General features: G+C 29.0%; 22 protein-coding genes and 1 other annotated feature. Of the genes, 4 read left to right on the forward strand and 18 right to left on the reverse strand.

Translation table 11 applies throughout. The features are described 5' to 3' along the window. Positions 1–198: 198 nt before the first annotated feature. The 10 genes from I4V51_RS13765 to purR all read right to left on the reverse strand — a co-directional run bounded on the left by I4V51_RS13765 (position 199) and on the right by purR (position 12,875). A complete protein-coding gene (locus I4V51_RS13765; protein WP_195989011.1) occupies positions 199–1,212 on the reverse strand; it encodes a peptidylprolyl isomerase in 1,014 nt (337 codons plus the stop codon). 84 nt (positions 1,213–1,296) lie between these two features. Continuing rightward, positions 1,297–4,821: a transcription-repair coupling factor gene (mfd, locus tag I4V51_RS13770; protein ID WP_195989047.1), complete on the reverse strand. Its 3,525-nt coding sequence runs from the start codon at positions 4,819–4,821 to the stop codon at positions 1,297–1,299. Between the two features lie 24 nt (positions 4,822–4,845). Then, complete coding sequence (gene pth, locus I4V51_RS13775) at positions 4,846–5,421, reverse strand: aminoacyl-tRNA hydrolase (protein WP_195989012.1); 576 nt, start codon at positions 5,419–5,421, stop codon at positions 4,846–4,848. Positions 5,422–5,623: 202 nt separating this feature from the next. Next, positions 5,624–6,760, reverse strand: coding sequence for a S1C family serine protease (locus I4V51_RS13780; protein ID WP_195989013.1), 1,137 nt, complete (start codon positions 6,758–6,760; stop codon positions 5,624–5,626). 99 nt (positions 6,761–6,859) lie between these two features. Further along, a complete protein-coding gene (locus tag I4V51_RS13785) occupies positions 6,860–8,269 on the reverse strand; it encodes a HAMP domain-containing sensor histidine kinase (RefSeq protein ID WP_195989014.1) in 1,410 nt (469 codons plus the stop codon). After that, the gene (locus I4V51_RS13790) at positions 8,270–8,956 is read right to left on the reverse strand and encodes a response regulator transcription factor (RefSeq protein WP_195989015.1); all 687 of its coding nucleotides are present in this window, start codon (positions 8,954–8,956) and stop codon (positions 8,270–8,272) included. Between the two features lie 138 nt (positions 8,957–9,094). After that, the gene (locus I4V51_RS13795; RefSeq protein WP_195989016.1) at positions 9,095–10,054 is read right to left on the reverse strand and encodes a ribose-phosphate diphosphokinase; all 960 of its coding nucleotides are present in this window, start codon (positions 10,052–10,054) and stop codon (positions 9,095–9,097) included. 64 nt (positions 10,055–10,118) lie between these two features. Beyond that, positions 10,119–11,492, reverse strand: a complete 1,374-nt coding sequence (glmU, locus tag I4V51_RS13800; RefSeq protein ID WP_195989017.1) for a bifunctional UDP-N-acetylglucosamine diphosphorylase/glucosamine-1-phosphate N-acetyltransferase GlmU — start codon at positions 11,490–11,492, stop codon at positions 10,119–10,121. Between the two features lie 165 nt (positions 11,493–11,657). Then, on the reverse strand, positions 11,658–11,939 hold the full coding sequence (gene spoVG / locus I4V51_RS13805; RefSeq protein ID WP_195989018.1) for a septation regulator SpoVG: 282 nt from the start codon (positions 11,937–11,939) through the stop codon (positions 11,658–11,660). A gap of 120 nt (positions 11,940–12,059) precedes the next feature. Continuing rightward, positions 12,060–12,875 carry a pur operon repressor gene (gene purR, locus I4V51_RS13810; RefSeq protein WP_195989019.1) on the reverse strand — a complete coding sequence of 272 codons (816 nt, stop codon included), beginning with the start codon at positions 12,873–12,875 and terminating at the stop codon, positions 12,060–12,062. 401 nt (positions 12,876–13,276) lie between these two features. Between purR and murC the strand changes: the two genes are divergently transcribed. Then, a complete protein-coding gene (gene murC, locus I4V51_RS13815; RefSeq protein ID WP_195989020.1) occupies positions 13,277–14,656 on the forward strand; it encodes a UDP-N-acetylmuramate--L-alanine ligase in 1,380 nt (459 codons plus the stop codon). A gap of 17 nt (positions 14,657–14,673) precedes the next feature. After that, positions 14,674–15,492 carry a purine-nucleoside phosphorylase gene (locus I4V51_RS13820; RefSeq protein ID WP_195989021.1) on the forward strand — a complete coding sequence of 273 codons (819 nt, stop codon included), beginning with the start codon at positions 14,674–14,676 and terminating at the stop codon, positions 15,490–15,492. 132 nt (positions 15,493–15,624) lie between these two features. On the opposite strand, the gene I4V51_RS13825 is transcribed toward I4V51_RS13820, so the two are convergent. The 4 genes from I4V51_RS13825 to I4V51_RS13840 form a co-directional block, all read right to left on the reverse strand. After that, complete coding sequence (locus I4V51_RS13825; RefSeq protein WP_195989022.1) at positions 15,625–16,635, reverse strand: radical SAM protein; 1,011 nt, start codon at positions 16,633–16,635, stop codon at positions 15,625–15,627. Between the two features lie 177 nt (positions 16,636–16,812). Further along, positions 16,813–17,085 (reverse strand): CD3324 family protein, encoded by a 273-nt coding sequence (locus I4V51_RS13830; protein ID WP_195989023.1) that lies wholly within the window; start codon positions 17,083–17,085, stop codon positions 16,813–16,815. Between the two features lie 213 nt (positions 17,086–17,298). Next, positions 17,299–17,976: a DUF5680 domain-containing protein gene (locus tag I4V51_RS13835; RefSeq protein ID WP_195989024.1), complete on the reverse strand. Its 678-nt coding sequence runs from the start codon at positions 17,974–17,976 to the stop codon at positions 17,299–17,301. A 247-nt stretch (positions 17,977–18,223) separates the two neighbouring features. Further along, positions 18,224–19,300, reverse strand: coding sequence for a Xaa-Pro peptidase family protein (locus I4V51_RS13840; RefSeq protein WP_195989025.1), 1,077 nt, complete (start codon positions 19,298–19,300; stop codon positions 18,224–18,226). Positions 19,301–19,494: 194 nt separating this feature from the next. Here I4V51_RS13840 and I4V51_RS13845 point away from each other — a divergent pair, with 194 nt between their 5' ends. Then, positions 19,495–20,193, forward strand: coding sequence for a metallophosphoesterase family protein (locus tag I4V51_RS13845; RefSeq protein WP_195989026.1), 699 nt, complete (start codon positions 19,495–19,497; stop codon positions 20,191–20,193). Positions 20,194–20,368: 175 nt separating this feature from the next. On the opposite strand, the gene I4V51_RS13850 is transcribed toward I4V51_RS13845, so the two are convergent. Further along, positions 20,369–21,076 (reverse strand): cytochrome b5 domain-containing protein, encoded by a 708-nt coding sequence (locus I4V51_RS13850; RefSeq protein ID WP_195989027.1) that lies wholly within the window; start codon positions 21,074–21,076, stop codon positions 20,369–20,371. Positions 21,077–21,174: 98 nt separating this feature from the next. Continuing rightward, positions 21,175–21,466, forward strand: a binding site (T-box leader). A gap of 79 nt (positions 21,467–21,545) precedes the next feature. On the opposite strand from I4V51_RS13850, the gene asnS reads away from it, so the two are divergent. Then, positions 21,546–22,940: an asparagine--tRNA ligase gene (asnS, locus tag I4V51_RS13855; protein WP_195989028.1), complete on the forward strand. Its 1,395-nt coding sequence runs from the start codon at positions 21,546–21,548 to the stop codon at positions 22,938–22,940. A gap of 295 nt (positions 22,941–23,235) precedes the next feature. Here the strand turns inward: asnS and nrdG are convergent, their stop codons facing one another. From nrdG to nifV, 3 genes are all read right to left on the reverse strand, one after another. Continuing rightward, a complete protein-coding gene (gene nrdG / locus I4V51_RS13860; RefSeq protein ID WP_195989029.1) occupies positions 23,236–23,748 on the reverse strand; it encodes an anaerobic ribonucleoside-triphosphate reductase activating protein in 513 nt (170 codons plus the stop codon). A gap of 105 nt (positions 23,749–23,853) precedes the next feature. After that, positions 23,854–25,776 carry an aconitate hydratase gene (locus tag I4V51_RS13865; protein ID WP_195989030.1) on the reverse strand — a complete coding sequence of 641 codons (1,923 nt, stop codon included), beginning with the start codon at positions 25,774–25,776 and terminating at the stop codon, positions 23,854–23,856. Between the two features lie 22 nt (positions 25,777–25,798). Beyond that, positions 25,799–26,953, reverse strand: a complete 1,155-nt coding sequence (nifV, locus tag I4V51_RS13870; RefSeq protein WP_195989031.1) for a homocitrate synthase — start codon at positions 26,951–26,953, stop codon at positions 25,799–25,801. Positions 26,954–26,995: the final 42 nt, after the last annotated feature.

Below are 26,995 nucleotides of genomic sequence, written 5' to 3' on the forward strand. Positions count from 1 at the left end.
CTAAACTACTATTATCCATATTGGATACCTCCTTGTATTATAGTTGTGGTCGGCAAACCTACTATAATTTTACAACGGAGGTTTTTTTATTTCTACTCACCGCTAGAAGCTTTCCGGAACCACAGGTCGAACCTGTGGTATTCTAAATACAAAAAGGGTCAAGCAAAATCTAAATTTTGCTTGACCTTTAATTAATAATTATAATTTATCTTCATATAACTTAACATTTAAATCTTTTTTCCATTGTTCTAATGTTGAGTTGTATACTTCTTGTTGTTTTTGACTTAATAAAGTAGACTTTATATTATCTTTAACATCATCAAGTGAAGTTACTTTACTTTCAGTTTGAACACCTTCAACTTTAATTATATGATATCCAAACGAACTTTTAACAGGCGCTGAAATTTCACCATCTTTTAAAGTCTTAAATCCAGCTAAGAAATCTGTATCAAAACCTTCTTGTTCATTTGCAACATATCCCAAGTCTTCTGATAAAGGCTTAGTTCCTGTGGATTTATTAGCTTCATATTGTGAATATAAATCTTCAAAAGTAGCTTCTCCTGAATCAATTTTACTCTTAGCTGCTTTTGCTTCTTCTTCAGTTTCAAATAAAATATGTTTAGCATTTGCCCCTGGCTTAGTTGTATATTTATCAATATTATCATTATAATATTTTTGAACTTCTTCATCACTTACAGTTACATCTTTTGTTATAGCTTCTTTAACTTTATCAGTTTTAACCATATTTTCTATAAATGAATTAAATTTTTCATCAGTCATACCATAATATTCTAATGCTTGCTTTAATCCATCTTCTCCACCATATGCTTCTGTGAACTTTGCTTTTTCTTCTTCTATTGCAGTAGCCAATTCATCATCTGATGGAATATATCCAAGTTCAGTTCCCTTAGTTATTAAAACTTTATCATTAACTAATTGTTCTAATACTTGTGTTCTAGCAGTTTTTAACTTTTCTTTTAAACTATCATCCATAGTATTTTCATAATCTTTACCATATGTCTCTACTAAATAGTCTATGTCTGCTTGTAATTCACTATTAACATCAGCCATAGTAACTTTCTCATTTCCAACCTTTGCTAAAACAGTTTTTTGTATAGCTTCTGGAGTCTTTTCTATCATTTTACATCCTGTTATAGAAAAGGCCATTGCAGTTATAGCAGCTACCACTACTATATTTTTTATTTTTCTCAATTTGTTTCCCTCACTTTACTTAAATAATAATTTGTTATATAAATTAGTATATCAGTAATATCCTTTTTATTCAAATTTTACTGTCTATTTTTTACGTGAATTTTCAATTAATTCCTTAAGAAGCTCTTTATAAAAATTCAACATCTCTTCTTTCTTAAGAGAATTAATTCTTACAGCAAAAAATGGAGTTTCTCCAAAATATAATACTACCTTATCTTTATATTTTCTTAAAAGCACTTCATATATTTTATTAATATTCTTATATCCCTTTTGGAATTTAAATCTTACTTCCTTTTGATTTTCCTTTATTTCTTCAATCAAAATAACCTTAGCTAAACTTTTAATATATGCTATATCCATTAAGTTATAAACAGCTTCCGGAACAATTGAATATCTATCTTCTAACTCTTCTTTGATATCATTATAATCATTCATATTTTCAATTGCTGCTATTTTTTTATAAACCTCAATTTTTTGTATTTCATCTTCTATGTATGAAGATGGAATATATGCATCAATCTTAATATCAACTGTAGTCTCGATAGGTTCTTGCTCTATTTCCCCTTTTATTAACTTAACAGTATCTTCTAACATTCTACAATATAAATCATATCCTATAGCAGCCATATGACCATGTTGAGAGGATCCCATCATATTTCCTGCTCCCCTTATTTCTAAATCCCTCATAGCTATTTTAAATCCTGAGCCAAGCTCTGTAAAATCTTTTAAAGCCTTAAGCCTCTTTTCAGCAACTTCAGTTAATACCTTATCTTTAGTGTACATAAAGTATGCATAAGCTATTTTATTTGAACGCCCAACTCTTCCTCTTAGTTGATATAATTGAGATAATCCCATTTTATCCGCATTGTTTACTATCATTGTATTTACATTTGGTATATCGATACCTGTTTCTATTATAGTTGTGCATACTAAAACATCATATTCTTTTTGCATAAAGTTTATCATTTCAGCTTCAAGTTCTTTTTCTGTCATCTGACCATGTATAATTCCCACTTTACATTCTGGCACTAATTCCCTTATATAATTTGCCATACTTTGTATACTTTCTACCCTATTATATACAAAATAAACTTGCCCTTCTCTTCCTACTTCTCTTAATATTGCATCTCGAATAAGTTGATCATTTTGTTCTACAACATATGTTTGAATTGGATATCTTTCTTCTGGAGGAGTTTCTATAACTGATATATCTCTAACACCAGTAAGTGACATATGAAGAGTTCTTGGAATAGGTGTTGCACTTAATGTAAGCACATCTACATTTTTCTTTAAAGACTTAATTTTTTCTTTTTGTGCAACTCCAAATCTCTGCTCTTCATCAACTATTAATAATCCTAAATCCTTAAAAGAAATATCTTTTGATACTAGTCTATGAGTTCCAATTAATATATCTACGTTTCCTTCTTTTAAAGCCTGCAAAGTCGCCTTTTGTTGCTTTGCAGTTCTAAATCTACTTATCATATCTATTTTTACTGGAAAATCTGAAAATCTTTTTTTCAAATTTTTATAATGCTGTTCTGCTAATATAGTTGTTGGAACAAGAAAAGCAACTTGCTTTCCATCCATAACAGCTTTAAACGCAGCTCTTATAGCTACCTCGGTTTTACCATAACCTACATCTCCACAAAGCAATCTATCCATAGGCTTATCTGATTCCATATCATGCTTTATTTCCTCTAATGAAGATAATTGATCTGGTGTTTCTTCATATGGAAATTCGTCTTCAAATTGCATTTGCCACTCTGTATCTTTAGAATATTTATAACCTTTTAAAGCAGCTCTAGCCGCATATAACTTCACCAAATCTTCTGCAATCTCATTTATAGATTTTCTAACTTTTGCTTTTGCCTTCTGCCAATCATTACTACCAAGCTTATTTATTTTAGGTGTTTTTCCTTCACTTCCAATATATTTTTGAACTAAATCTAATTGATCAACTGGAACATAAAGTTTATCACCCTTATCATAAACAATATCTAGATAATCTCGCGTATTACCAGCTATATCAATTTGCTTAATTCCTTTAAACACACCTATCCCATGATTTGCATGTACAACGTAATCTCCTGGCTTTAATTCTGCAAAACTAGTGATTTTACCTACACCTTTTTTCTTATTTGTCTTTTTAGGTAATGACTTCTTAGCTTCACCAAATACTTCTTTATCAGATATTACACATACCTTTAAATCTGGGTATTCAAATCCCTTTATTAAATTTCCAAATGTAACTACCGCTTGACCTAACTCAATATTATCTACTTGATCTTTATAAACGCTTTCAACATCTCTTTCTCTAAGCGTTTTTACTAATCTCTCTCCTCTAGTTCTAGTCCCTGCTAGTATTAAAGTTCTAAACCCATTTGATTTTCTTACTTTTATATCTTCAATTAATAAATCTAATTGTCCATTATAATTATTAGATGTAATTTGATTTAATTCTACACTTGTGACTGGAAATAACATATCTGATTTCGAATCAAATGGGCTTAATGTAATAACATCAGTTCCTTCTAACTTTATGAACAATTCTTCCTTATCTATTAATAATTTATTTTGCGAAGGCAATATGTCCCCTCTTTGAAGAAATGCTAAATAATTTTCATTAAATTCATAGTATATACTTTGAATTTTACCCTCACATCTCTTTAAATCATCAATAATAAACGTATATCCATCTAAATAATCAAAAAGAGATTCCATGTCTTCATAAAAGAAAGGTAAATAGCTATCTACCGTTTCAAATGTTGAAGTTTCATTTAACATCTCTAAGTTCTTATTAATTATTCTCTTTATTTTATCAACTTGATCATTATTTTTATTATTGGATTTTTCAATTATAGAATCAAGTTCACTAATCATTTTATCATTTGCTCTGTTCTTCGCTTCTTCATCTACAATTACTTCTTTTGCCGGAAAAATTTCTATAGACTTAACCTTTTCAATACTTCTTTGAGATTCTATATTAAAAGTTCTAATAGAGTCTATTTCATCACCAAAAAGCTCAATTCTATACGGATAAACAGCTGTAGGAGGGAAAACATCTAATATCCCTCCTCTAAATGAAAATTCACCTTTTCCTTCTACTACTTCAACTCTTTCATATCCACATTCAATTAATTTTTTTGAAATATCTTTTAAATCTACTTCATCACCATTTTTTATAGTAATAATATAATTTAAGTACTTTTGTCTAGGTGTATATAATGCAGTTATAGCATCTACTGATGTAACTATTATTTTTTTGTCTTTATTATTAAGTATCTCTTTTATTACCTTTAATCTTGCCCACCTAAGATCTCCTGAAATTGCATCAACATTATAAAATACAACTTCCCTTATAGGTAAAAAATATACATTAGTAGAATAAAGACTTAAATCTTCATATAAGTTTTTAGCCTCAAGCTCATTATGTGTTAATACAACTAATGAATTATCTATTTCATTAAATATTCCATCTATTATATAGCTTTTCCCAGATTCCGATAACCCAGCTATATTTATTGGAAATCTTCTATTCTTTATACTATTTATTGCTGTAATAAACTTATCATTTTCTTGTAAGGGTTGTAATAGCCCTTGTAACCTCATTTTATCACCTTCCATAAATTCTCTTTAACTTTCTTTACATGCATTAAACCCATTTAATTTATTCATAGCTTCTTTAGTATCCGATTTCATCATTATGCTTACTGCATCAGCTGAAGCTTTTATTGTTTCCCTTAAAACTTCAATTTCATCTTCACTAAATTTTCCTAATACATGTGAAACTAAATTTCCTTTTGGTGCCCCTACACCAATCTTAATCCTCGGAAATACATCAGTGCCTAAGTTAGCTATAATGCTTTTTATTCCATTATGCCCACCATGGCTACCTTTTTCTCTAATTCTTAATCTGCCCACTTCTAAGCTAATATCATCATACATCACAATTACTTCTTCATTTGAAATTTTATAAAAGTTTATTACTTCTCTAATACTTTCTCCACTTAAGTTCATATACGTAGTTGGCTTTAATAATATTACCTTTTTTCCTTCTATAAACCCTTCACCAAATACACCTTTAAATTTTATCCTATTTAATTCTATATTATACTTATCAGCAATATAATCTACAGCCGCAAATCCTATATTGTGTCTTGTCCCATCGTATTCTTTTCCTGGATTTCCTAATCCAACTATTAAAAACATTTTTATTCCTCCGTTACTTTTAAAGTGACTATTTTATATTATACCATTTTTTTCAACAATGAAAGTTTTTTATTATTTATTATGAAACACACTGCTCACTTCTATTCGCAGGTGTAAGTTCGATTAACTAAATTAAAAAATTTAGATTCTCACTTATTAAAAAAATTAGACTAACTCTTTGTTAGAATTAGTCTAAAGCTTTTTATAACAATATTTTGATATCTACATTTTTCATTTCGCCTTCACTCAATACCTTACAATGTAATATATCATCTTTTTTCTTATCTTGTAGTAATTTTATTAAATCATCAACATTCACAATTTCATATCCATTTACTTCTATGATTATATCTGTAGGTTTAATACCAGCTAAATACGCATTTCCATTTTTATCCAACTCCTGTATGTAGAAACCACTAAAATTTCTAGTTTCATCTACTATTACCCCACCCTCATTTATTCCTAGAATCTTCTTAAATGTATTTGTTGAATTAATCATATCTTGAAGCTCTTCCATTTGCATTCCATAATAAAGTCCTTCTTCATTTCGTTCTTTAGTAATAGATAAATCTGCGATTCCAACTAATTCACCATTAGAGTTACAAATTGCACCACCAGTATTTTTCTCATTAATAGGAGCATTTATTTGTAAAAGCAATTGCTCTTTTCCATCCCCTAAAATTAACTTTTCATTTTTTGATGTAATAATTCCCGGTATCGAACTCCCTATATATTCATCTCCTATAGCATTTCCTAATACAACTATTCCTTGACCTTCTTTTATAGTCTTAGGTTCTGCCATTTTTATAGGTTGTAACTCTCCTTCAAATTCTATTTTTATTATTGCTAAATTTCTAGCTTCATTTTCAACTAATATTTGAGCTTCTATCGGCATTGCTGCTACAGATGATAACTTTACATATATATGTTTTTTCTCTTTAATAGCAGAATAATTGGTTAATATTATTCCACTTGAATCTATTATAACTCCTGTTGTATTTCCTTCAAAATAACTGTTTTTAACAAGTTTTTCTTCTGAATCACTAATACTAACTAATGATGGGGATACTTCCTTTATAACTTTTGTATAATCTAATATAACCATATCTGTACTTTTTTTAATTTCCTTAACCTGCTGGATAACCCCACCATACTTATTTTTGATATTTATATTAGATATAATTGCTCCTAAAAATCCTGCTATTACTACATACAGAATTATCTTAACACCAAACTTTACTCTTGCTTGAGTATTATTTTTCTTTTCAAAAATTATATTAGATATCCTACCTTGTGGAGTATTTGATACTTTTCCTTTTCTGTCTTCTCTATTATTCATATCTACCTCCGATTATTGAAATATTGTATATTTTAAAATTAATATTTCGAATAATATAGTAAAATCTAATTTTTGATATTAAAATTGCAACTTATTCCCTTAGTTGTTCCTTCGTAATGTAAAGATAAATCTTACCCCTCTATCCTCTACATTTTCTGCCCAGATATCTTGATTATGCTGTGATAATATTAATCTAACTATCGGTAAACCTAACCCCGTACTAATCTTATTAGTTCTTGACTTATCACTCTTATAAAATCTATCCCAAATATGGTTTAAATCTTGTTCTGAAAGAGTATTACCTGAGTTAAATATACTTACAAATATTTTTTCACCCTTTGTTGATATATTAACTTCTATTTGCCCATTATCATCACTATATTTAATTGCATTTTCAAGTAAATTAGTAACAACTTGAAGTATCCTATCTCTATCACCTATTGCAAAACATCTTTTTTCATGAAATGTTGCTTTAACATTTAATCCTTTTGCTTGTATTTTATTTTCTAAATTTAATATACACAAACTTATTGTCTGATTAATATCGAACTCTGAAATGCTCATATTAAATTTTCCAGATTCCATTGCTGATATATCTAATAAATCATTAACAAGTCTAGCTAATCTATCAACTTCATCATAAACAATCTTTAAATAATAATTTTCCTTATCTCTTGGTATAACCCCATCTAATATTCCTCCAATAAATCCTTTTATTGAAGTTATAGGCGAACGTAATTCATGAGAAACATTCGAAATAAATTCTTTTCTAATATTGTCCGACTCTTCTATAGATTGGGCCATACTATTAAATGATTGGGCCAATTCTCCTATTTCATTGTTCCCATTAACCTTTACTCTCTCTGCCACATTACCTTTTGCTAATCTTTTAGCAGCCTTGTTAATTTCTTCTATTGGTTGCACTAATAATAATTGAGCAAAATACTTTACAATAGCACCTGCAACTATTATTGCTAATATAATAGATATCCATATTATAATTACTGTATGTTTTTCATTTATAGGATCATTTTCAACCATTATTATATATCCATCTAATTGATCATTAGAATAAATAGGTTTTATAAATGCCCCTACTTTTGAATCATAAGTTTCTTTTATTAGAATTTTTCTATAAACAACATTTCCATCAGTCGGCATTTGGGTATCTGGTATGTCTATATTAGTATATTTAAGGTTACTATATTCACTATTAGATACCATATATACATATCCTAGCCTATCTACCACAATACCGTCCATATCATTAGTTAAACATGTTATCTTTAACAATCGATTCACTTCTTCATAACTACCTTCTTGATATTTCAAGTAACTTCCTACTGCTTCCGAAACAACATCTAACTGCTTATTTAGTGTATCTATAAGTTCATTATGACTAATTCTATAAAAACCAACTGTTAACACTAATCCTACAAGTATTAATAACCCCCCAGTTATTGAAGAAAAAGTAATTATTAGCTTTCGTACTATACTATTTTTCTTCACCTATCTCACCTCAAACTTATACCCAACACCCCAAACTGTTTGAAGTTCCCATTTTTCTCCGCCTTTAACCTTTTCTCTTAATCTTTTTATATGAACGTCTACAGTTCTTGAATCACCAGGATAATCATATCCCCAAACTTCATACATAAGTTGCTCTCTAGTAAAAACTTTATTAGGATTACTTGCCATAAAATGAAGTAATTCTAATTCCTTAGGAGCTAATTTTACGATATTTTCTTTATATGTTACCTCATATGCTCCAATATCAATTGTTAAATCTGAATATTTAATTACATCCTTTGATTGATTATCAACAACATATCTTCTTGTTACTGCTTTAACTCTTGCTAATAACTCCTTAGGATCGAATGGCTTTACCATATAATCATCTGCACCTAATTCTAATGCTAGCACTTTATCAAATACTTCGCCTTTAGCAGTTAACATTATTACTGGCACATCACTACTTTTTCTTATGTATTTAAGCACTTCAATTCCATCTTTTCCTGGTAGCATCACGTCTAGTATTACTAATCCAATATTTTCTGATGTTACAATATTACAAGCATCATTTCCATTAAAACACTTTTTAGTACTATACCCTCCACTTTTTAAATACATATCTATAAGTTCGTTTATATGAGCATCATCATCTACAATTAATATTTTTCCCAATTTATCATCCATCTTTTATTCACCTTCCTTAATTAATATTTTATACTATATTTAAAAAAACACTAATAAAGTTTTTATAAAATTTACATTTGTAACACAATATTTAAAAACATAAAAATAGACTGCTACTTATGTAGCAGTCATAAATCATTAATTTTCAAATAACTTACTTATTGGCTCATCGTCATATATTCTCTTAATTGCCTCTGCAAATAACGGTGCAACAGAAATAGACTTAAACTTCTCTAATCCTTCTTTTTCAGGAAGAGGAATAGTATTTAACATAACTAATTCTTCAATTGCAGAATTATTTATTCTTTCAAATGCCGGTCCTGATAATACTCCATGAGTACAGCACGCATAAACATTTTTCGCTCCTAATTCTTTTAAAGCATTTGCAGCATTTGCTATAGTTCCTGCAGTATCAATCATATCATCAATTAATATACATCTCTTACCATTAATATCTCCAATAATATTCATTATTTCTGATACATTTGCCTTTGGTCTCCTCTTATCAATTATTGCAATTGGTGCATTTAATTTATCTGCAAATTTTCTTGCTCTTGTAACACTTCCTAAATCTGGTGATACAACTACTACATCATCTTGATCACTAAATCCTTTTTCAACAAAGCTCTTAGCTAATATTGGTGAACCTAATAGATGGTCCACAGGTATGTTAAAGTATCCTTGTATTTGAGAAGCATGTAAATCCATTGTTAATACTCTATCTGCTCCTGCTGCTGTTAATATGTCTGCAACTAGTTTTGCCGTAATTGGATCTCTTGATTTTGCCTTTCTGTCTTGTCTAGCATATCCATAGTAAGGAATAACAGCTGTTATTCTACCAGCTGATGCTCTTTTGAATGCATCTATCATTATTAATAATTCCATTAAGTTATTATTAACTGGTGAGCTAGTTGATTGTACTATAAATACATCTACACCTCTTACTGTTTCATTAATATCTACAGATATTTCACCATCACTAAAAGTTGAAACCTTAGCATTTCCTAGTGGTATTCCTAATAAATCCGCAACCTCTTTTGCTAATTCTGGATGCGAATTTCCTGTAAATATTTTTATTTTTTTCCCATGAGCTATCATAATTGTGAGACCCTCCTTAATTTGCAATGACTTTTGCCATACTTATCTTATAGTTTAATATATATTATTTTTTCTTAATAAGACCTTTTTTATCTACCCAGCCTTTAATATTTCTTTGCTTTGCTCTAGCAACTGCTAGTTCTCCACTCTTTACATTGTTAGTAATAGTAGAACCAGCCGCAATATATGTGTTATCTTCTACAGTAACTGGTGAAATTAAATTTGTGTTACATCCAATAAAGCTATTATCTCCTATGATAGTTTTATTTTTATTCTTCCCATCATAGTTAACAGTAACAGTTCCACATCCAAAGTTACAACCTTCACCGACCTCAGCATCACCAACATATGTTAAATGAGACACTTTAGTATTATTTCCTATTGTAGATTTTTTTATTTCTACAAAATCTCCAACTCTTACATTATTTCCAATAACAGATTCTGGGCGAATATACGCAAAAGGCCCAACTGTAGTATGATTTCCAATTTTACTTTCTAATATTACCGATGATTGTATATCTACACCCTCGCCAATAACACTATTATTTATTCTTGAATTTGGATATAGAACACAATTTTTTCCTATCACAGTATTTCCCTCAAGAACATTTCCAGGATATATTATAGTATCTTGACCTATTTCTACGTCAATTCCAATATATGTTGTATTAGGATCAATTATAGTTACACCATTTTCTAAGTGTTTATTATTTATTCTTTTTCTTAAAACAGCTTCAACTTCTGCAAGTTGCACTCTTGAGTTTACTCCTAATGTTTCTTCATAACTTATTACAAGCGCTCCAACCTTCTCATTTTTTTCTTTTAACATTCCAATTACATCTGTTAAATAGTATTCTCCTTGAGAATTATTATTAGAAAGGTTTCCTAAACATTCAACTAAGCTCTCAATTTCAAAGCAGTACATTCCTGAGTTTATTTCTTTAACTTTTAGCTCTTCATCATTACAGTCTTTATGCTCAACTATCTTTAATACTTCATTTCCTTTTCTTATAATTCTTCCGTATCCTGAAGCATCATTTAGAATTGAAGTAAGTATAGTTGCACTGTTTCCACTCTCTTTATGTGTCTTAAATAGCTCTTCTATTGTTTCTTCTGTTATTAAGGGCGCATCTCCATTAAAAATTGCAACTGTTCCCTTTTTCCCTTTTAAGAAATCGATAGCACACTTAACAGCATGACCTGTACCTAGTTGTTCTTCTTGTACTGAATAGCTAATATTTCTTGATTTAGTATTTTTCTTAACTAAGTCAGCACCTTTACCTATAATTACATTTATATCTTCTATATTTTCTTTTCTTAATGTGTCAATTACATGATTAACCATTTCTTTTCCACAAACCTTATGTAAGACTTTAGGTAAATCTGATTTAATTCTCTTTCCTTGACCCGCTGCTAATATTAGAGCACATTTATACATAAACTCACCTCTCTATAAAATTTAAGGATAAAATATAAATTTTATCCTAAAACGTTCGTGCATATTTCCTATATATTATATTGCATTAAATGAAGTATTTCAACTCTTCAAAAAAATAATAAAATAAGAGGAATATATAGATATATATTCCTCTTACTTACATTATTATTCATTTATAACAACGTTTTCTTCCTCTACTGCAGCTTCGTAAGCCTTTAAAATAGATTCTTGAATTTTTTCCCTAGTATCTGTGTTTATTGGATGAGCAATATCTTTAAATTCTCCATCCGGTGTTTTTCTACTTGGCATTGCAATAAATAAACCATTTTGTCCTTCGATAACTTTAATATCATGAACAACGAATTCATTATCAAATGTTATAGAAACTATAGCTTTCATTTTTCCTTCTGCTGCTATCTTTCTAATTCTAACGTCTGTGATTGTCATTTCACTACACCTCCAGTTGCTTTATAATAATTTATTTCTATAAAAAGTTTAAAAATCCTTTTTTTTACTTAATTTTTTTTAAATTTTTCCATATATTATTGTAAAGCAACTGTATTTATACTATTTTATAAATGCAGATGGTCTAACGTTAAGTCTTTCCTCTTCTTTATTGTATTCTAAATCAATAATTGAAATATACTCAGTAGTTCTCTTATTTTCTATTCCAACATTATCTACAAGAACTCCTGTTCCAACTAATTCACTCTCAAATTCTTTTAAAAGAGCTCTAATTCCTTCAGCCGTTCCTCCACCCCTTAAAAAGTCATCTATAAATACACATTTACTTGATGGCTTCATACATTTTTTAGCTAATGCCATCTGTTGAATTCTTCCGCTTGTACCTGATACATAATTAATTGTAACTGTTGGTCCTTCAGTAATCTTATTATCTTTTCTTATTATTACAAGCTCTATACCAAGACTTTTAGCTACTTCATAAGCTAAAGGAATTCCTTTTGTTTCAACTGTAACTATATAATCAATATTCATATTTTGAAAATGTGAAGCTAAAATAACTCCTGCTTTACTTACTATTTGTGGATTGTACATTATATCAGTTAAATAAACAAAATTACCTGGTACAATTCTTCCATCTTCTAGTAATGCTTCACATAATTCATTTGCAAAATCTTCTCTTGCCTTTTGACCCATTGCAGGAATAAATTTAATTCCTCCAGCTGCACCCGAAATAGTTTCTATAGATCCCATTTCTAATTTCTCTAATACCTCTCTCACTATTACTATATCTTCACTAATAGTAGACTTAGCTGCATTTAAAAGTTCCGAAAATCTATTTAGACCTATAACTTTATTAGGAGTTTCGATTAATATCTTTGTAATGGCTACAACTCTATTATTTCTACTTAATTTTTCCACTTAATCCACCTTCCTTTTTTTCTCAAAAACACGAATTTTTTCAATTTATTTCACCCGAATATTCATATTTTATTCTATATTCATTACATTATCAATACTTTTTTAAGTTATTTATCACTAATTCTTAATATAAGCTACTTTCTATCTTTAAATATAAAATTTTATCTTTTTTCTTCCATTTATAAATGTTTTGCTTCATATATATAATTTTGTTCTTTTTTTAATAAAATATTTTATATATTTTTTATTTTTTGTGTTCAACCTAGCAAATTTGTATATAATTATAAATATATATTTAAATGAGAGTCTAAATTTTAATTTAGTTAATTTAAGTTACATATAGTATTCTCATTAAATATTAAAAATAGGAATCTCATATTATAATTAAAGGGGTTGATATATTGTCTTTTGATTTGAATACAAGTAAAAATAGAAAAGTACATTTTATTGGAATCGGCGGGGTAAGTATGAGTGGACTTGCTGCTGTCTTATTAACAAAAGGATATACGGTATCTGGATCTGACGCCAAAGAATCTGAAGTTTTAAATAAATTAAGAGCGTCTGGTGCTGAAATTTACATAGGGCATAAAGGTGAAAATCTTAAAAATGTTGATTTAGTAGTATATACTGCTGCTATTCCTTCTACTAACCCTGAAATAATTGAAGCAAAAAATAAAAATATAGAATTAATGGATAGAGCTGAATTTTTGGGCTATATAATGAAGGGCCATAAATATAACGTTGCTGTTGCTGGTACTCATGGAAAAACAACAACAACTTCTATGCTTTCTCACATAACATTAAATGCAAATCTTGATCCTACAATATTGGTTGGTGGAGATGTTGATGCTATTCATGGAAATTATAAAATTGGTGAAAGTGAATATTTCGTAACAGAAGCCTGTGAATATAAAGCTTCATTTTTAAAATTCTATCCTTATATAGGAATAATATTAAATATAGATGCTGATCATTTAGATTATTATAGAGATATAAACCATATTGAAGATACTTTTAAAAAATTCTCTGATTTAATTCCAGCTGATGGATATCTAGTTGGTTGTGCAGAGGATAATAGAGTATTAGAAGTTCTTAATTATGCAAAGTGTAATACTCTGAGTTATGGATTTACAAAGGGTGATGTAACTGCAAATAATATTTCATTCAATAATAAAGGTTGTGCTACATTTACAGTTTGTAAAGATGGTGAAGAATTATTTGATGTAACACTAAATACAACTGGTAAGCATAATATACTTAATTCACTTGCAACTATTTGTACTTCACTAATATTAAACATTCCTAAAGAAGCTATAATTAGTGGATTAGCTGATTGTAAGGGTGCCCATAAAAGATTTGAATACAAGGGTGAATTTAAAGGTGCTACTATAATAGATGATTATGCTCATCATCCAGTTGAAATAAAAGCAACATTATCTACAGCACAACTTATTGATCACAACAAAACATATTGTGTATTCCAACCACACACTTATACTAGAACAAAAACACTTTTTGATGAATTTACAACTTGCTTCTCTTGTGCTGATGAATTAATATTAATGGATATCTATGCTGCAAGAGAAAAAGATACTGGATTAGTATCTTCTGATGAACTTGGAGATGCTATTAGAAAAACAGGATTAAATTGTATTAACCTTCATAGTCATGAAGAAGTTGCTGATTATTTAGCATCAAAGGTTCAACCGAAAGATTTAATACTTACTGTTGGTGCTGGAGATGTTGTTAAGGTTGGCGAAATACTTTTAAACACAAGATAATTAACGAGGTGATTTTAATGGATTTATTAACTCAAATTAAAGCTTCAGCTGATTATATTTTAAAGCAAAGCAAATACAAACCTGAAATAGGATTAATCCTTGGTTCTGGATTAGGATCTTTAGCTGATACAATTGAAGATGCAGAATATTATAATTATGCTGATATTCCAAACTTTCCAACTTCAACAGTAGAAGGTCATGCTGGACGTTTGGTTATTGGTAAACTTGGAAACAAACAAGTTGTTGCTATGCAAGGAAGATTTCACTACTATGAAGGTTATTCATTAGAAAAAGTAACTTTCCCTGTAAGAGTAATGAAATTATTAGGAGTTTCAAAGCTTATAGTTACAAATGCATGCGGTGCTGTTAACAAAGATTTTAAAGCTGGAGATTTAATGGTTATTACTGATCATATTAACTTCTGTGGATCAAATCCTTTATTTGGGCACAATATTAATGAGTTTGGTCCTAGATTCCCTGATATGTCTGAAGCTTATAACTTAGAACTTAGAAATAAAGTATTAGAGGCTGGTAAAGAATTAGGTATTAATTTACAACAAGGTGTATATGTTATGTTCTCAGGACCTACATATGAAACTCCTGCTGAAGTAAGATTTGCTAGAGTTATGGGTGGAGATGCTGTTGGTATGTCTACTGTTCCTGAAGTAATTGTTGCAAATCACAGTGGTATTAAAACAGTTGGTATTTCTTGCCTAACAAATATGGCTGCTGGTATCTTAGACCAACCACTAAATCATGAAGAAGTTATAGAAACTTCTACTAGAGTAAAAAATGATTTCATAAACTTAATGAATAAAGTTATTGAAATAATATAGGAAAATAAAGCTCCAATTCGTCAGAGTTGGAGCTTTTATTTTTATAATATTACTTATATATTTAGGTAAAATAATTTATTTTGCTAACATCAAAGATGTAATTATAACTAATAAAATTTAAAGTTACTATTTTTACTTAATTTTATTACAATACTTATTTAGTATATATATAATGTAATCTTCCTTATCAAATAATTTCTTGCTATTAGAACATCCGCATTCTTTAACCATTTTACTAATAGGTGTTGTTTCTCTATTTCTTTGAGCTAATGAATTATTATTAATATAATTATTTAAAACTATATCAACTCCATCTTTCTTTAAATTTCCTAAACACCATGCTGGTGATATAGCTGTGTAATTTGGATATACATCAAACTCTGAAGTAACATAAAAAGTAGGCTCTTTTGAAGCAATGGTAGCCTTAGAATTATCCGTAATAAGTTTTTCATATATACTTTTTTCAGTGGTTCCTAAATATTTATGATATTCTTTAGGTATATTCACTAAGTCATCTTCTGTTATTCTTATATCATATAACTTTTCATTTTCTCCATCGCAACTTCCTTGGTGTACAAATAATATAAATTCTTCCCCAATTTCTTTACATCTTTCACTTAAACTCATTTCATTACTTAAATTAATAATACCTTGTATATCATTAATATTATCTTTATTAATAAACATTTGCCATCTTGGAGCAATTTTATTTTTAAGTAATATTTCCGTAGCATTTATCAATTCATTAAATGCACCTTTTCTTCCAACATAATAATCAGTTTTTTCCTGAAGCCCAAAGAATGTTAACTGGCATTTTCTAACCCCAATATCATATGCCCACCTAACATATTCTTCATCTCTATTTATTCTCCAGAAACTTAATAGCTCAAATCTTTTAGGTTTTATATTCTTACTTATCTTATTATCTAATTCCCATAATTCCTTATAATTATCACGATAGTCTGGTTCTCTAAACCAACTATAAAATTCCAAACAATCAGTATATTCAGCAAACTCATTGGCTACATATTTCAAGTCATCTTCAGATATTTTTCCATTTTTTAAATGTCCTATCCAGCAATGTTTACACCTATTAGGACATCCTGCCATGTCTACTGCAATTGTAATTTTATTAAACCTCATGTTAACCCCTCCTCAATTTAAATCCCCTTTACCTGATAACAATGCTATATATAATTCTTAATACTTAATAAACAAATTATACCATTCTAAGGAATATGTAACTAATACATAAACTTTTCTGAATTATTTATGTTAAAAAAAGACGTTTGCTTTTAAACAAACGCCTTCTAATATTTATTAAAAATCTTTATATTCTCTTAAAATTCTTCTTATACTGTTTTCAACTAAATAATATTTAGTTGATAATTGCTTTACTGTCATACCATTATTAAAATCATTATATATTTTTTTATTTCTTTTAAGTAAGTCTTTTTTAATTTCAGTATTATCTCCCCAAGATTTTTTATTTTCTTCCTTTCTAGGAATATATAAATATCCACCATCCATAAATTCTTGAAGTTTAACAATTAAATCTTGTGGTAATATGTCTTGTGCCTTCTTATACTTCATAATTTTGCTCCTATCTACTATAAAACTCGTAAATATTTCTGCAAAACTGCACAAAACTCTTTTATTAGTATTTTAAATTATGCTCCTAACAAAATAGTGTATATAGTGCAGATTGCTAGGAGCTTAATACACTCTTAAATATTATCATATAACCCTCTCCTCTTTCTCAAATCAATTATACATTATTTATTAATATTTTAGAAATTTATTCCTTTAAAAAACAACCCCTCCATGAAATATACATTCATATATTTTTTTCTCATTAAAGTATATTTCTTCGTAGCCATTAAACCATTCAAATTCACCATTAACAATACAATGATATTTATAATCCCCATTTTGATATATCAATGGACCTCTATATGGATGTTCTTTAGTAACAGCTGACAATACTTCCTTTAGAAATTTTCCTGAAAAAGACTCATCTAATACTCTCCCAGAATAATTCATAGCCCAATAGGGTTTATTTGCTATCCATATTGCTTCTTCACCGCTAAATCTTTCACTACCTAAATATGTATCAATATATTTATACTCCTCTTCACAATACATTAAATCATGTGACTTAGGCCTTGATGAATCTACTTTATTACCACTACTAGCATATGTAGCTTTTTTTGCTTTACATAAAAAATCTATTATTTTCTCATCTATTTCACTATATTTTTCATCTTCTATTTTGCTGCATTCATCCTCGATATTTTTTAACAATTTATCTATACTTACTCCAAATAAATTACTCAACTTAATTAACTTATCGACCTCTGGATAAGTATTTCCTGCTTCCCATTTAGCTACTGCTTGTCTTGATACCCCTATAATTTCTGCTAAACTTTCTTGAGATAGCCCTTTTTTCTTTCTTAAGTTCTGAATTTTTATATTAAACTTCACTATTATCACCTCTATATTAAGTTTATCATGTTAACTTTTTTACTATCTATCAATTAAACCTAACACTTTTGACAACCAATAGTTGCAATATGAATTTATTAAATTAATCTAACTTGATATAAAAATTAAGAACAAAAAAAAGCACTGAATCTTGTAAAGATTAGTGCTAATTTTTATTAACTTATTATGATAACCCTAAAACATTCTGACTTATTTGCTATGCAATTCACTTTTCATTATTCTAAGTCTATAATATAGTTATTTCCTTACTAACAGAGTTTAAAACTTCACATCCATCTTTAGTTACAAGAACTAAATCCTCTATTCTAACGCCTATATTATCCTTAAGATAAATTCCAGGTTCAACAGAGAATATCATGCCAGCCTTAACTTCATCATCATTAACAGAACTTACATTACCAAAATCATGACATTCAATTCCTATACTATGCCCTGTTCTATGTGTAAAGTATTCTCCATATCCAGCATCAGTTATTAAATTTCTAGCCGCTTTATCTATATCTGAAAATTTAACCCCTTCTTTAATGATAGAAATTGCATTTTCATTTGCATTCTTTACTATATTGTAAATTTCAGCATGCTCTTTACTTGGCTCTTTACCTATAAATACAGTTCTAGTCATATCTGAACAGTAATTTTTATACTTTCCTCCAATATCTAAAACTACACTATCCCCATCTTTAATTTTATCTTTTCCTGTTCCATGATGAGGATCTGCTCCATTAGGACTTGTTGCTATTATCGGAGAAAATGAAAATCCAGAAGCCCCTTCTTCTTCATAAATTTCAGATAACATATTAGCATAATACTTTTCAGAATAACCAGACTTTAAGTTTTTCCAAAGTTTTAACATAACAGCATCATTTATTCTAGAAGATTCTTTCATTATTTGAATTTCTTCTTCATCTTTTATCATTCTTAAAGTATCTATAATAGTTGATGAATTAACAAATGTCTTTACAACATTTCTCCCCATAAGATCTATTAAAAAATGTGATGGTAAATTTTTATCTACTCCTAATACTTCACCTTTTCTAACTATATTAGATAACTTATCTATTGGATTTTCTATATCATCATACCAAAGAATTTCTACCCCTAAATCTTCATTTATAGGGAATAATTTATTTACTATGAATTTATGGTTACCATTAGAATCTAAATAAAGAGCTATTAGTCTCTCTCCTGAACGAATCATCTTTCCTGTTAAATAAAATATAGATTCTGCTGAAGTAACTATTAACTGAGGAATTTTATTTTCCTCCATTTTAATTAATACTTTTTTAACTCTAGAATCTTTCATATGTAACACCTCCATACACTATTTTTCTCTTCTTGTTTTTATAATAACTTAATTTTTTTATATTATCCATAATTTAATTTCTTACTTTTATCGTTTTTTTTATTTATAGTGATATAATTATTTTATAAATTAAATCTCTATTTTTTGGTAATAACCATATATAGTTTAACTTTAAATACTTGGAGGATTGTAAAATGAAATTAGCAGTTATATCAGATATTCATGGAAATATATACGCACTAATGAAAGCTCTTGAAGATATAGATGAACAAAATGTTGATAAAATAGTTTGTTTAGGGGATTTAGTTGGATATGGACCTCATCCAAACGAAGTTGTGGCATTAATAAAAAGAAGAGAAATTCCCTGCATAAAAGGTAACTATGATGCTTCAGTTGTAGATGGTGATTTTACATATATTAGAAATACTACAATAAACTCATTCGCTCTACCCTGGGCAAGTAACGAAGTTAGAGCTGCAAACAAATATTTTTTAGACTCATTACCAACTTCACTTAAATATACATTTAATAAAGTTAATTTTCTTTTTACTCACGGAAGTCCTTATGCAATTAATGATTATTTATTCGAAAATGCTCCTAATACATTAGAAGTTATGGAACAATTAGAAGACGATGTTTTAGTATGTGCTCATACTCACATACCTTGTGCAAAAAAATTTGAAAACAAATTACTTATTAATGTTGGTAGTGTTGGAAAACCTAAAATAGGAAAGCCTAATCCTACATATGCGCTAATTGAAATTACTGATAATAGTGAAGTTAAGGTTACATTTAGATATTTAGAATATGAATTTAAAAGAATAGTTAAGGATTGTACTATGTTAAACTTTCCCGCATCAATTACTTCTTCTTATGAAACAGGGAAAGAATAATCTTATTACTAAATTGAAAACTAAATTAAGTAAAAGTGGATAGAGAAAAGTTAAGGTTTAAACTACTATCATAGCTTCTTAAAATATATACTTTTTTTAATTCAGAATAGCTGAATTATTCCTTACCTCTTTACTATTCACCTTTACTTTTTCTCTAAAAGGTGCTTTTTTACTTTTATTCTATTATTGCTCCTACAATACGTAATTTCTTTAATATATCATTCTCATTTTTATGACACGTCTTGAAATATTCTGTTAAATCTTTGCCTGCACTTAATCCATAATGACTTCCATTAATCCATTGATTCATAGATGTAACATCATATACAGTTCCATTAACCACTACATAAGCTAAAGTACCATTTTTCCCATCAAACTTAGCTATATCCTCAATCTTATAATATCTTAGTTCATCTCTACTGTTAGAATCAGTTTTTATATTAGCCGAAGAATCCTTATTAATATTGTCTAATACCCCCACAGCTGCAGCATATTCCATTATAGCTAATTTATTTGAATGGCATTGAGCAAATTCCTTATCTAATACTTTTCCTGCTGTTATACCATAATGATTTCCTCCGCTCCATTTAGAGATAGCTGTTACATCATATATTATTCCTCCAACAGCTACATAAGCCTTTGCACCATTTTTACCATTATATTTAGCTAATTCTTCTACTGTAAAGACCCTTTGCGGTTGTATTTTTTTAGCTATAGTTTTTACCTTATTTTTTTCTTCTTCTAAATACTCTGTAATTTCATCAAAAACCTTTTCCATTACTTTAATTATTGTCTCACAATATTCTTTTGGATATGTTTGCAATAAATTTTTAAGCTGATTGATTTCACAATATTTCTGTTGTAAAAAATCCTTTTTAGTCATTATTTCCTCCAAAAAATATTCTTTAACTATATATTATGAAATTGAGTTGCAAATGTTAGCAAAGTATTGTAAAATCGTATTAATAAAATCACAAAATTTTACTGACTATGATGAGAAGAGTAACTTTTGAAGGTAGTTTTAGCGAGTAAGGGATGGTGTAAGCCTTATACGATATCAACTGTGAAGAACATCTCTGAGTTTCTAACTGAACAAGTGATAAAGGAAACACCTTTTCCTAAATGTCAAAGGTGTAAGTTCCATTAGCCAAATTTAAACTTGGAATTTCACTTAATTAGGCTTAGACGGCTAAATGTCGTTATTAATTTACTAAGTGGCCTTTTTATAGGCAATTTGGGTGGTACCACGTAAGTAATTCCTTTCGTCCCATTTTTTGGGGTATGAAGGGATTTTTTTATTGCTTTTATTTAAATTTGAAAATAATAAAATATTTTTTTAACAGGAGGTTATTATGAAAAACGTAGTTTTAGTAAAATCAATTTATAGAAACACTGATGAATACTTATCTAAAGAAGTTACAATTTCAGGATGGATAAGAACTTTAAGAGCTTCTAATGCATTTGGGTTCATAGAAGTAAATGATGGTTCTTTCTTTAAAAATATTCAAATTGTTTTTGATAACAAATTAGAAAATTTTAAGGATGTTTCTAAATTACCTATTAGTTCATCAATAAAGGTTGTTGGTACTTTAGTTCCAACTCCAGAAGCTAAACAACCATTTGAAATTCAAGCAAAAGAAGTTGTTATTGAAGGAATGTCAGACTCTGACTATCCATTACAAAAGAAAAGACATACTTTTGAATACTTAAGAACAATTGCACATTTAAGACCAAGAAGTAATGCTTTCTCTGCAGTATTTAGAGTTCGCTCTGTAGCAGCTTATGCAATTCACAAATTCTTCCAAGATCAAGGATTTGTATATACTCATACTCCAATATTAACAGGAAGTGACTGTGAAGGTGCTGGAGAAATGTTTAAGGTTACAACTTTAGACTTACACAATGTTCCACAAACTGAAGAAGGAAATATTGATTATAAACAAGATTTCTTTGGTAAAGAAACTAACCTTACAGTTTCAGGACAATTAAATGCAGAAACTTATGCTTTAGCATTTAGAAATGTTTATACTTTTGGTCCAACTTTCAGAGCTGAAAACTCAAACACAGCTAGACATGCTGCTGAATTCTGGATGGTTGAACCTGAAATAGCTTTTGCTGATCTACAAGATGATATGGAATTAGCAGAGGATATGTTAAAATATGTAATTAAATATGTTATGGATGAATGTCCAGAAGAAATGCAATTCTTTAATCAATTCGTTGAAAAAGGATTATTAGATAAATTAAATCATATAGTTTCTTCTGATTTTGGAAAAGTTACTTATACAGAAGCTGTTGAAATATTAAAGAACTGTGGTAAAGATTTTGAATATCCAGTTGAATGGGGAATTGACCTTCAAACTGAACATGAAAGATATTTAACAGAGGAAATATTCAAGAAACCTGTATTCGTTACTGATTATCCAAAAGATATCAAAGCTTTCTATATGAGATTAAATGATGATGGAAAAACTGTTGCAGCAACTGACTGTTTAGTTCCTGGAATAGGTGAAATCATCGGTGGTAGCCAAAGAGAAGAGAGACTTGATGTCTTAAAAGCTAGAATGGCTGAATTAGGTCTTAAGGAAGAAGATTACTGGTGGTATTTAGAACTTAGAAAATACGGAGAAACTAAACACGCTGGATTCGGCCTTGGATTCGAAAGATTAATAATGTACATTACTGGTATGTCAAATATCAGAGACGTTATACCATTCCCAAGAACAACTGGTCAGTCTGATTTCTAATAAATTAATAAAGAGCTAATACTTATAATAAGTGTTAGCTCTTTATTAATTTATTACTAAAATAAAATTTAAATTATTTACAAATTTCTTAGTAATTCATATGTTCTTATATGTTAATAAAAAATATTTTTTAATTTATGTATAGAAATCTAAGCTTTGGTACATAATTATAATGTAAATATAAAACCTGTAATACACAGGTTCCCATCCCCCCATTATTAAAAAAGCGCGTAAGCGCTTTTTTTATTTTCTAAATTCTATTCTATATAAGAGTCATACATATATACCTTAAATTTCATTGCACTTCAATTTCTATTATTTTATTTTTATCTAGACTTTCTTTTATATTAATTAATCTTTGATTTGTAGATCCCCTAAATTTTAATCCGTCTTTTTTATTCTTTAATTGAAATTTACCATCAACTAAAACATCTATATTATTTATCAATTCTTTTAACTCTTGGTTTTCTTCCATTCTATCCAATATTTCTTCAAAGGTATATCCCGTATAACACCATATATTTAGACCAGCTTTTTTAAAAGCCTTTGCCATATATAGAAAACTTTTAGCTTGCTCTAATGGATCACCTCCACTAAATGTTATTCCCTTTAACATAGGATTTCTTATAGCATCATTAATAAGTTCATCCATATCTTTTAATTCTCCACCATTAAAATCATGAGTATCCTTATTAAAACACCCTTCACAATTATGCTTACATCCTTGTGCAAAGTATACTCTTCTCATACCTGGCCCATTAACAAGGCTTTCATAAGCAATTCCTGCAAGTCTTACATATTTAGACATAAATAATCACTTCCAAACTTTATATATTAACTATTAATATTCTCAAAACTTTATAATTAAATGTAAAATAAGCTGTAGATTTTATTTACTACAGCTTATTAAAGTTTAGTTATTCACTTTTACATAATTAAGCCTTCCCCCAGCCTTAATTACTTCCTTTTCCTTTGTTGTTAAATCTAATTTAACTATATAACGCTCTTTCTTTGTTAAATTATTTATTAAAACCTCTCCAACTTCTAATGCCTCTTGAATATTATTTATTTCTATATCATCAAGTAAAGAGATGTTATCATAATCTTTTTCATTTTTAAATTCCATTGGAATTATTCCATTGTTAATTAAATTAGCTTTGTGAATTCTAGCAAAAGATTTTGCTATTACTGCTTTTACACCTAAATAAAGTGGTGCTAATGCAGCATGTTCTCTACTTGATCCTTGACCATAATTGTTACCTGCAACTATAAATCCACCATTATATTCTTTAGCTCTCTTAGGAAACTCTGTATCAATAGTATTAAAACAAAACTCTGATAAGTATGGAATATTTGATCTAAAAGGTAATAATTTTGAATTTGATGGCATAATATGATCAGTTGTTATATTATCTTCAACTTTAATTAATACTTTTCCATCAACTTCACAACCTAACTTTTTATTAATTGGGAAAGGCTTTATATTAGGCCCCCTAACAATTTCAACTTTAGATCCATCTTCTGCCGGTTTAATTATCATTGAGTCATCTATAATAAATTCCTTTGGCATATCTATATTTAAATCAATCACTTCTTCCGTTGGATCAGTTAATACTCCTGTTATTGCAGATATTGCTGCTGTCTCTGGACTAACAAGATAAACTTTAGCTGATAAAGTTCCACTTCTTCCATAGAAATTTCTATTGAAGGTTCTTAATGAAACTCCATCAGTTCCTGGTGCTTGACCCATTCCTATACATGGCCCACATCCATTTTCTAAAATTCTCGCTCCAGAACTTATTATATCTGCTAATGCTCCATTTCTAGCTATCATCTCCATAACCTGTCTTGAACCTGGTGCAATAACAAGGCTTACATCTGAATGAACCTTTTTACCTTTTAATATTTTTGATACTTTCATTAAATCCTCATAAGAAGAATTTGTACAACTACCAATTGCCACTTGATCAACCTTAATCTTTCCTATTTCTGCAACTTCCATTACATTATCAGGACTATGAGGCTTTGCAGCTAAAGGTCTAAGCTCATTTAAATTTATAGTTATTTCTTCATCATAAATTGCATCACTATCAGCTTTTAATTCCTTATAGTCACTTTCTCTTCCTTGTGCCTTAAAGAACTCTAATGTTCTCTCATCACTTGGAAAAATAGATGTAGTTGCTCCAAGCTCTGCTCCCATATTTGTAATAGTTGCTCTTTGCGGTACTGAAAGTGTTCTTACGCCTTCACCAGCATACTCAAAAACTCTAGAAACTCCACCCTTTACAGTTAACTTTCTTAGAACTTCTAAAACAACATCTTTTCCTGTCACCATAGGATTTAATTTTCCTACTAAATTAATTTTACATACCTTTGGAGTATTTATATAATATGCTCCACCAGCCATAGCTAATGCTACATCTAATCCACCAGCTCCCATAGCTAGCATTCCTACTCCTCCAGCAGTTGGAGTATGACTATCAGAACCAATAAGAGTATCTCCTGGAACTGTAAATCTTTCTAAAAACACTTGATGACATACCCCATTACCTGGCTTAGAAAAATAAATTCCATGCTTCGAAGCAACAGTTTGTATAAACTTATGATCATCTGCATTTTCAAATCCTTGTTGTAACATATTATGATCTATAAATGCTACTGATCTTTTTGTCTTAACTTTATCTATTCCCATTGCTTCTAATTGAAGATATACCATAGTTCCTGTTGAATCTTGAGTTAATGTTTGATCTATTCTTAAACCTATAGGCTTCCCAACTTCTAATACGCCTTCTACTATATGTTTTTTTAATATTTTATAAACTATATTTTCTCCCATTTTTTTGCCCCCTTATAAATTGCTATTTATGCATAATTTTATATTCCTTATATAATTTAACTAACTCCTTATCAAATAAAGTTCTCTTTAATCTAACAGAAGCAGCTCTAACCATTTCTAATATATCTTTAGCTTCATCATCAGATAAATGTATATTATACTCTTTAAATTTATTTATTATTCCAGCTTTTCCTGAATGCTTACCAATAACTATTTGTCTTTGTAATCCAACAACATCTGGATCAAATGCCTCATAATTCTTTGGATCCTTTATTGCACCATCAGCATGAATTCCAGACTCATGTGCAAACATGTTATCTCCAACAATAGCTTTCCAAATAGGTAGATCTCTTCCAGATGCTTGTGCAACATATTCTGAAATTTCTCTAAACATCTTTGTATCTACATCCGCCTTATAACCATAAACATATATAAGTGCCATTAGCACCTCTTCTAATGCTGCATTTCCGGCCCTTTCCCCAAGTCCATTTACAGTCACGCCAACATGACTTGCACCTCCTAATATTCCTGCAATAGCATTAGCTGTTGCCATTCCAAAGTCATTATGAGTATGCATTTCTATATCAAAGCCTGTCCTTTTGTATAATTCCTCAATATTACTTTTTATTACAAATGGTTCCATTATTCCAACTGTATCACAATATCTAAATCTATCAGCTCCAGCTTTTTTAGCTTCAGTAATAAAATCAACTAAAAATTCCTTATCTGCTCTAGATGCATCTTCCCCATTTACTGATACATATAAGCCATTTTTCTTTGCAAATTCAACTGATTTAATCATATTTTCTAATACCCATTCTCTTGATGTTCTAAGCTTATGTTTAATATGAATATCTGAAACTGATACTGAAATTGCAACTGCATCCACCCCACAATCTATAGATTGTTCAATATCTTCAATTACAGCTCTATTCCAAGCCATAATACTTTTCTTACCATTATTTCTTTTAGCAATCTGCTTAATAGCTTCTTTCTCATCTCCACCCATGGCTGGAATTCCAACCTCTAATTGATCAACCCCAAGTTCGCTTAACATATCTGCAATTGTAACCTTTTCCTCATTTGCAAATACAACTCCTGCTGTTTGTTCCCCATCTCTAAGAGTCGTATCGACTATATATATTTTTTTGTCTCCATTGACATTTGTAATAGCCATTTTTATGCCCCCTTTATTTTTATATAGCTTTTAAATTTTCTT

The organism is Clostridium sp. D53t1_180928_C8 (assembly GCF_015667795.1).
Lineage (GTDB): Bacteria > Bacillota > Clostridia > Clostridiales > Clostridiaceae > Clostridium.

What these genes read in the sequence shown, in the direction of transcription:
- I4V51_RS13850 (WP_195989027.1), bottom strand. Translation starts at nt 21,076, where the DNA reads ATGACTAAAAAGGATTTTTTACAACAGAAATATTGTGAAATCAATCAG.
- asnS (WP_195989028.1), top strand. Translation starts at nt 21,546, where the DNA reads ATGAAAAACGTAGTTTTAGTAAAATCAATTTATAGAAACACTGATGAA.
- pth (WP_195989012.1), bottom strand. Translation starts at nt 5,421, where the DNA reads ATGTTTTTAATAGTTGGATTAGGAAATCCAGGAAAAGAATACGATGGG.
- I4V51_RS13830 (WP_195989023.1), bottom strand. Translation starts at nt 17,085, where the DNA reads ATGAAGTATAAGAAGGCACAAGACATATTACCACAAGATTTAATTGTT.
- mfd (WP_195989047.1), bottom strand. Translation starts at nt 4,821, where the DNA reads ATGAGGTTACAAGGGCTATTACAACCCTTACAAGAAAATGATAAGTTT.
- spoVG (WP_195989018.1), bottom strand. Translation starts at nt 11,939, where the DNA reads ATGACAATCACAGACGTTAGAATTAGAAAGATAGCAGCAGAAGGAAAA.
- I4V51_RS13840 (WP_195989025.1), bottom strand. Translation starts at nt 19,300, where the DNA reads ATGAAAGATTCTAGAGTTAAAAAAGTATTAATTAAAATGGAGGAAAAT.
- I4V51_RS13825 (WP_195989022.1), bottom strand. Translation starts at nt 16,635, where the DNA reads ATGAGGTTTAATAAAATTACAATTGCAGTAGACATGGCAGGATGTCCT.
- glmU (WP_195989017.1), bottom strand. Translation starts at nt 11,492, where the DNA reads ATGTATAAATGTGCTCTAATATTAGCAGCGGGTCAAGGAAAGAGAATT.
- I4V51_RS13865 (WP_195989030.1), bottom strand. Translation starts at nt 25,776, where the DNA reads ATGGGAGAAAATATAGTTTATAAAATATTAAAAAAACATATAGTAGAA.
- I4V51_RS13795 (WP_195989016.1), bottom strand. Translation starts at nt 10,054, where the DNA reads ATGATAGCTCATGGGAAAAAAATAAAAATATTTACAGGAAATTCGCAT.
- I4V51_RS13845 (WP_195989026.1), top strand. Translation starts at nt 19,495, where the DNA reads ATGAAATTAGCAGTTATATCAGATATTCATGGAAATATATACGCACTA.
- I4V51_RS13790 (WP_195989015.1), bottom strand. Translation starts at nt 8,956, where the DNA reads ATGGATGATAAATTGGGAAAAATATTAATTGTAGATGATGATGCTCAT.
- I4V51_RS13820 (WP_195989021.1), top strand. Translation starts at nt 14,674, where the DNA reads ATGGATTTATTAACTCAAATTAAAGCTTCAGCTGATTATATTTTAAAG.
- nifV (WP_195989031.1), bottom strand. Translation starts at nt 26,953, where the DNA reads ATGGCTATTACAAATGTCAATGGAGACAAAAAAATATATATAGTCGAT.
- I4V51_RS13780 (WP_195989013.1), bottom strand. Translation starts at nt 6,760, where the DNA reads ATGAATAATAGAGAAGACAGAAAAGGAAAAGTATCAAATACTCCACAA.
- nrdG (WP_195989029.1), bottom strand. Translation starts at nt 23,748, where the DNA reads ATGTCTAAATATGTAAGACTTGCAGGAATTGCTTATGAAAGCCTTGTT.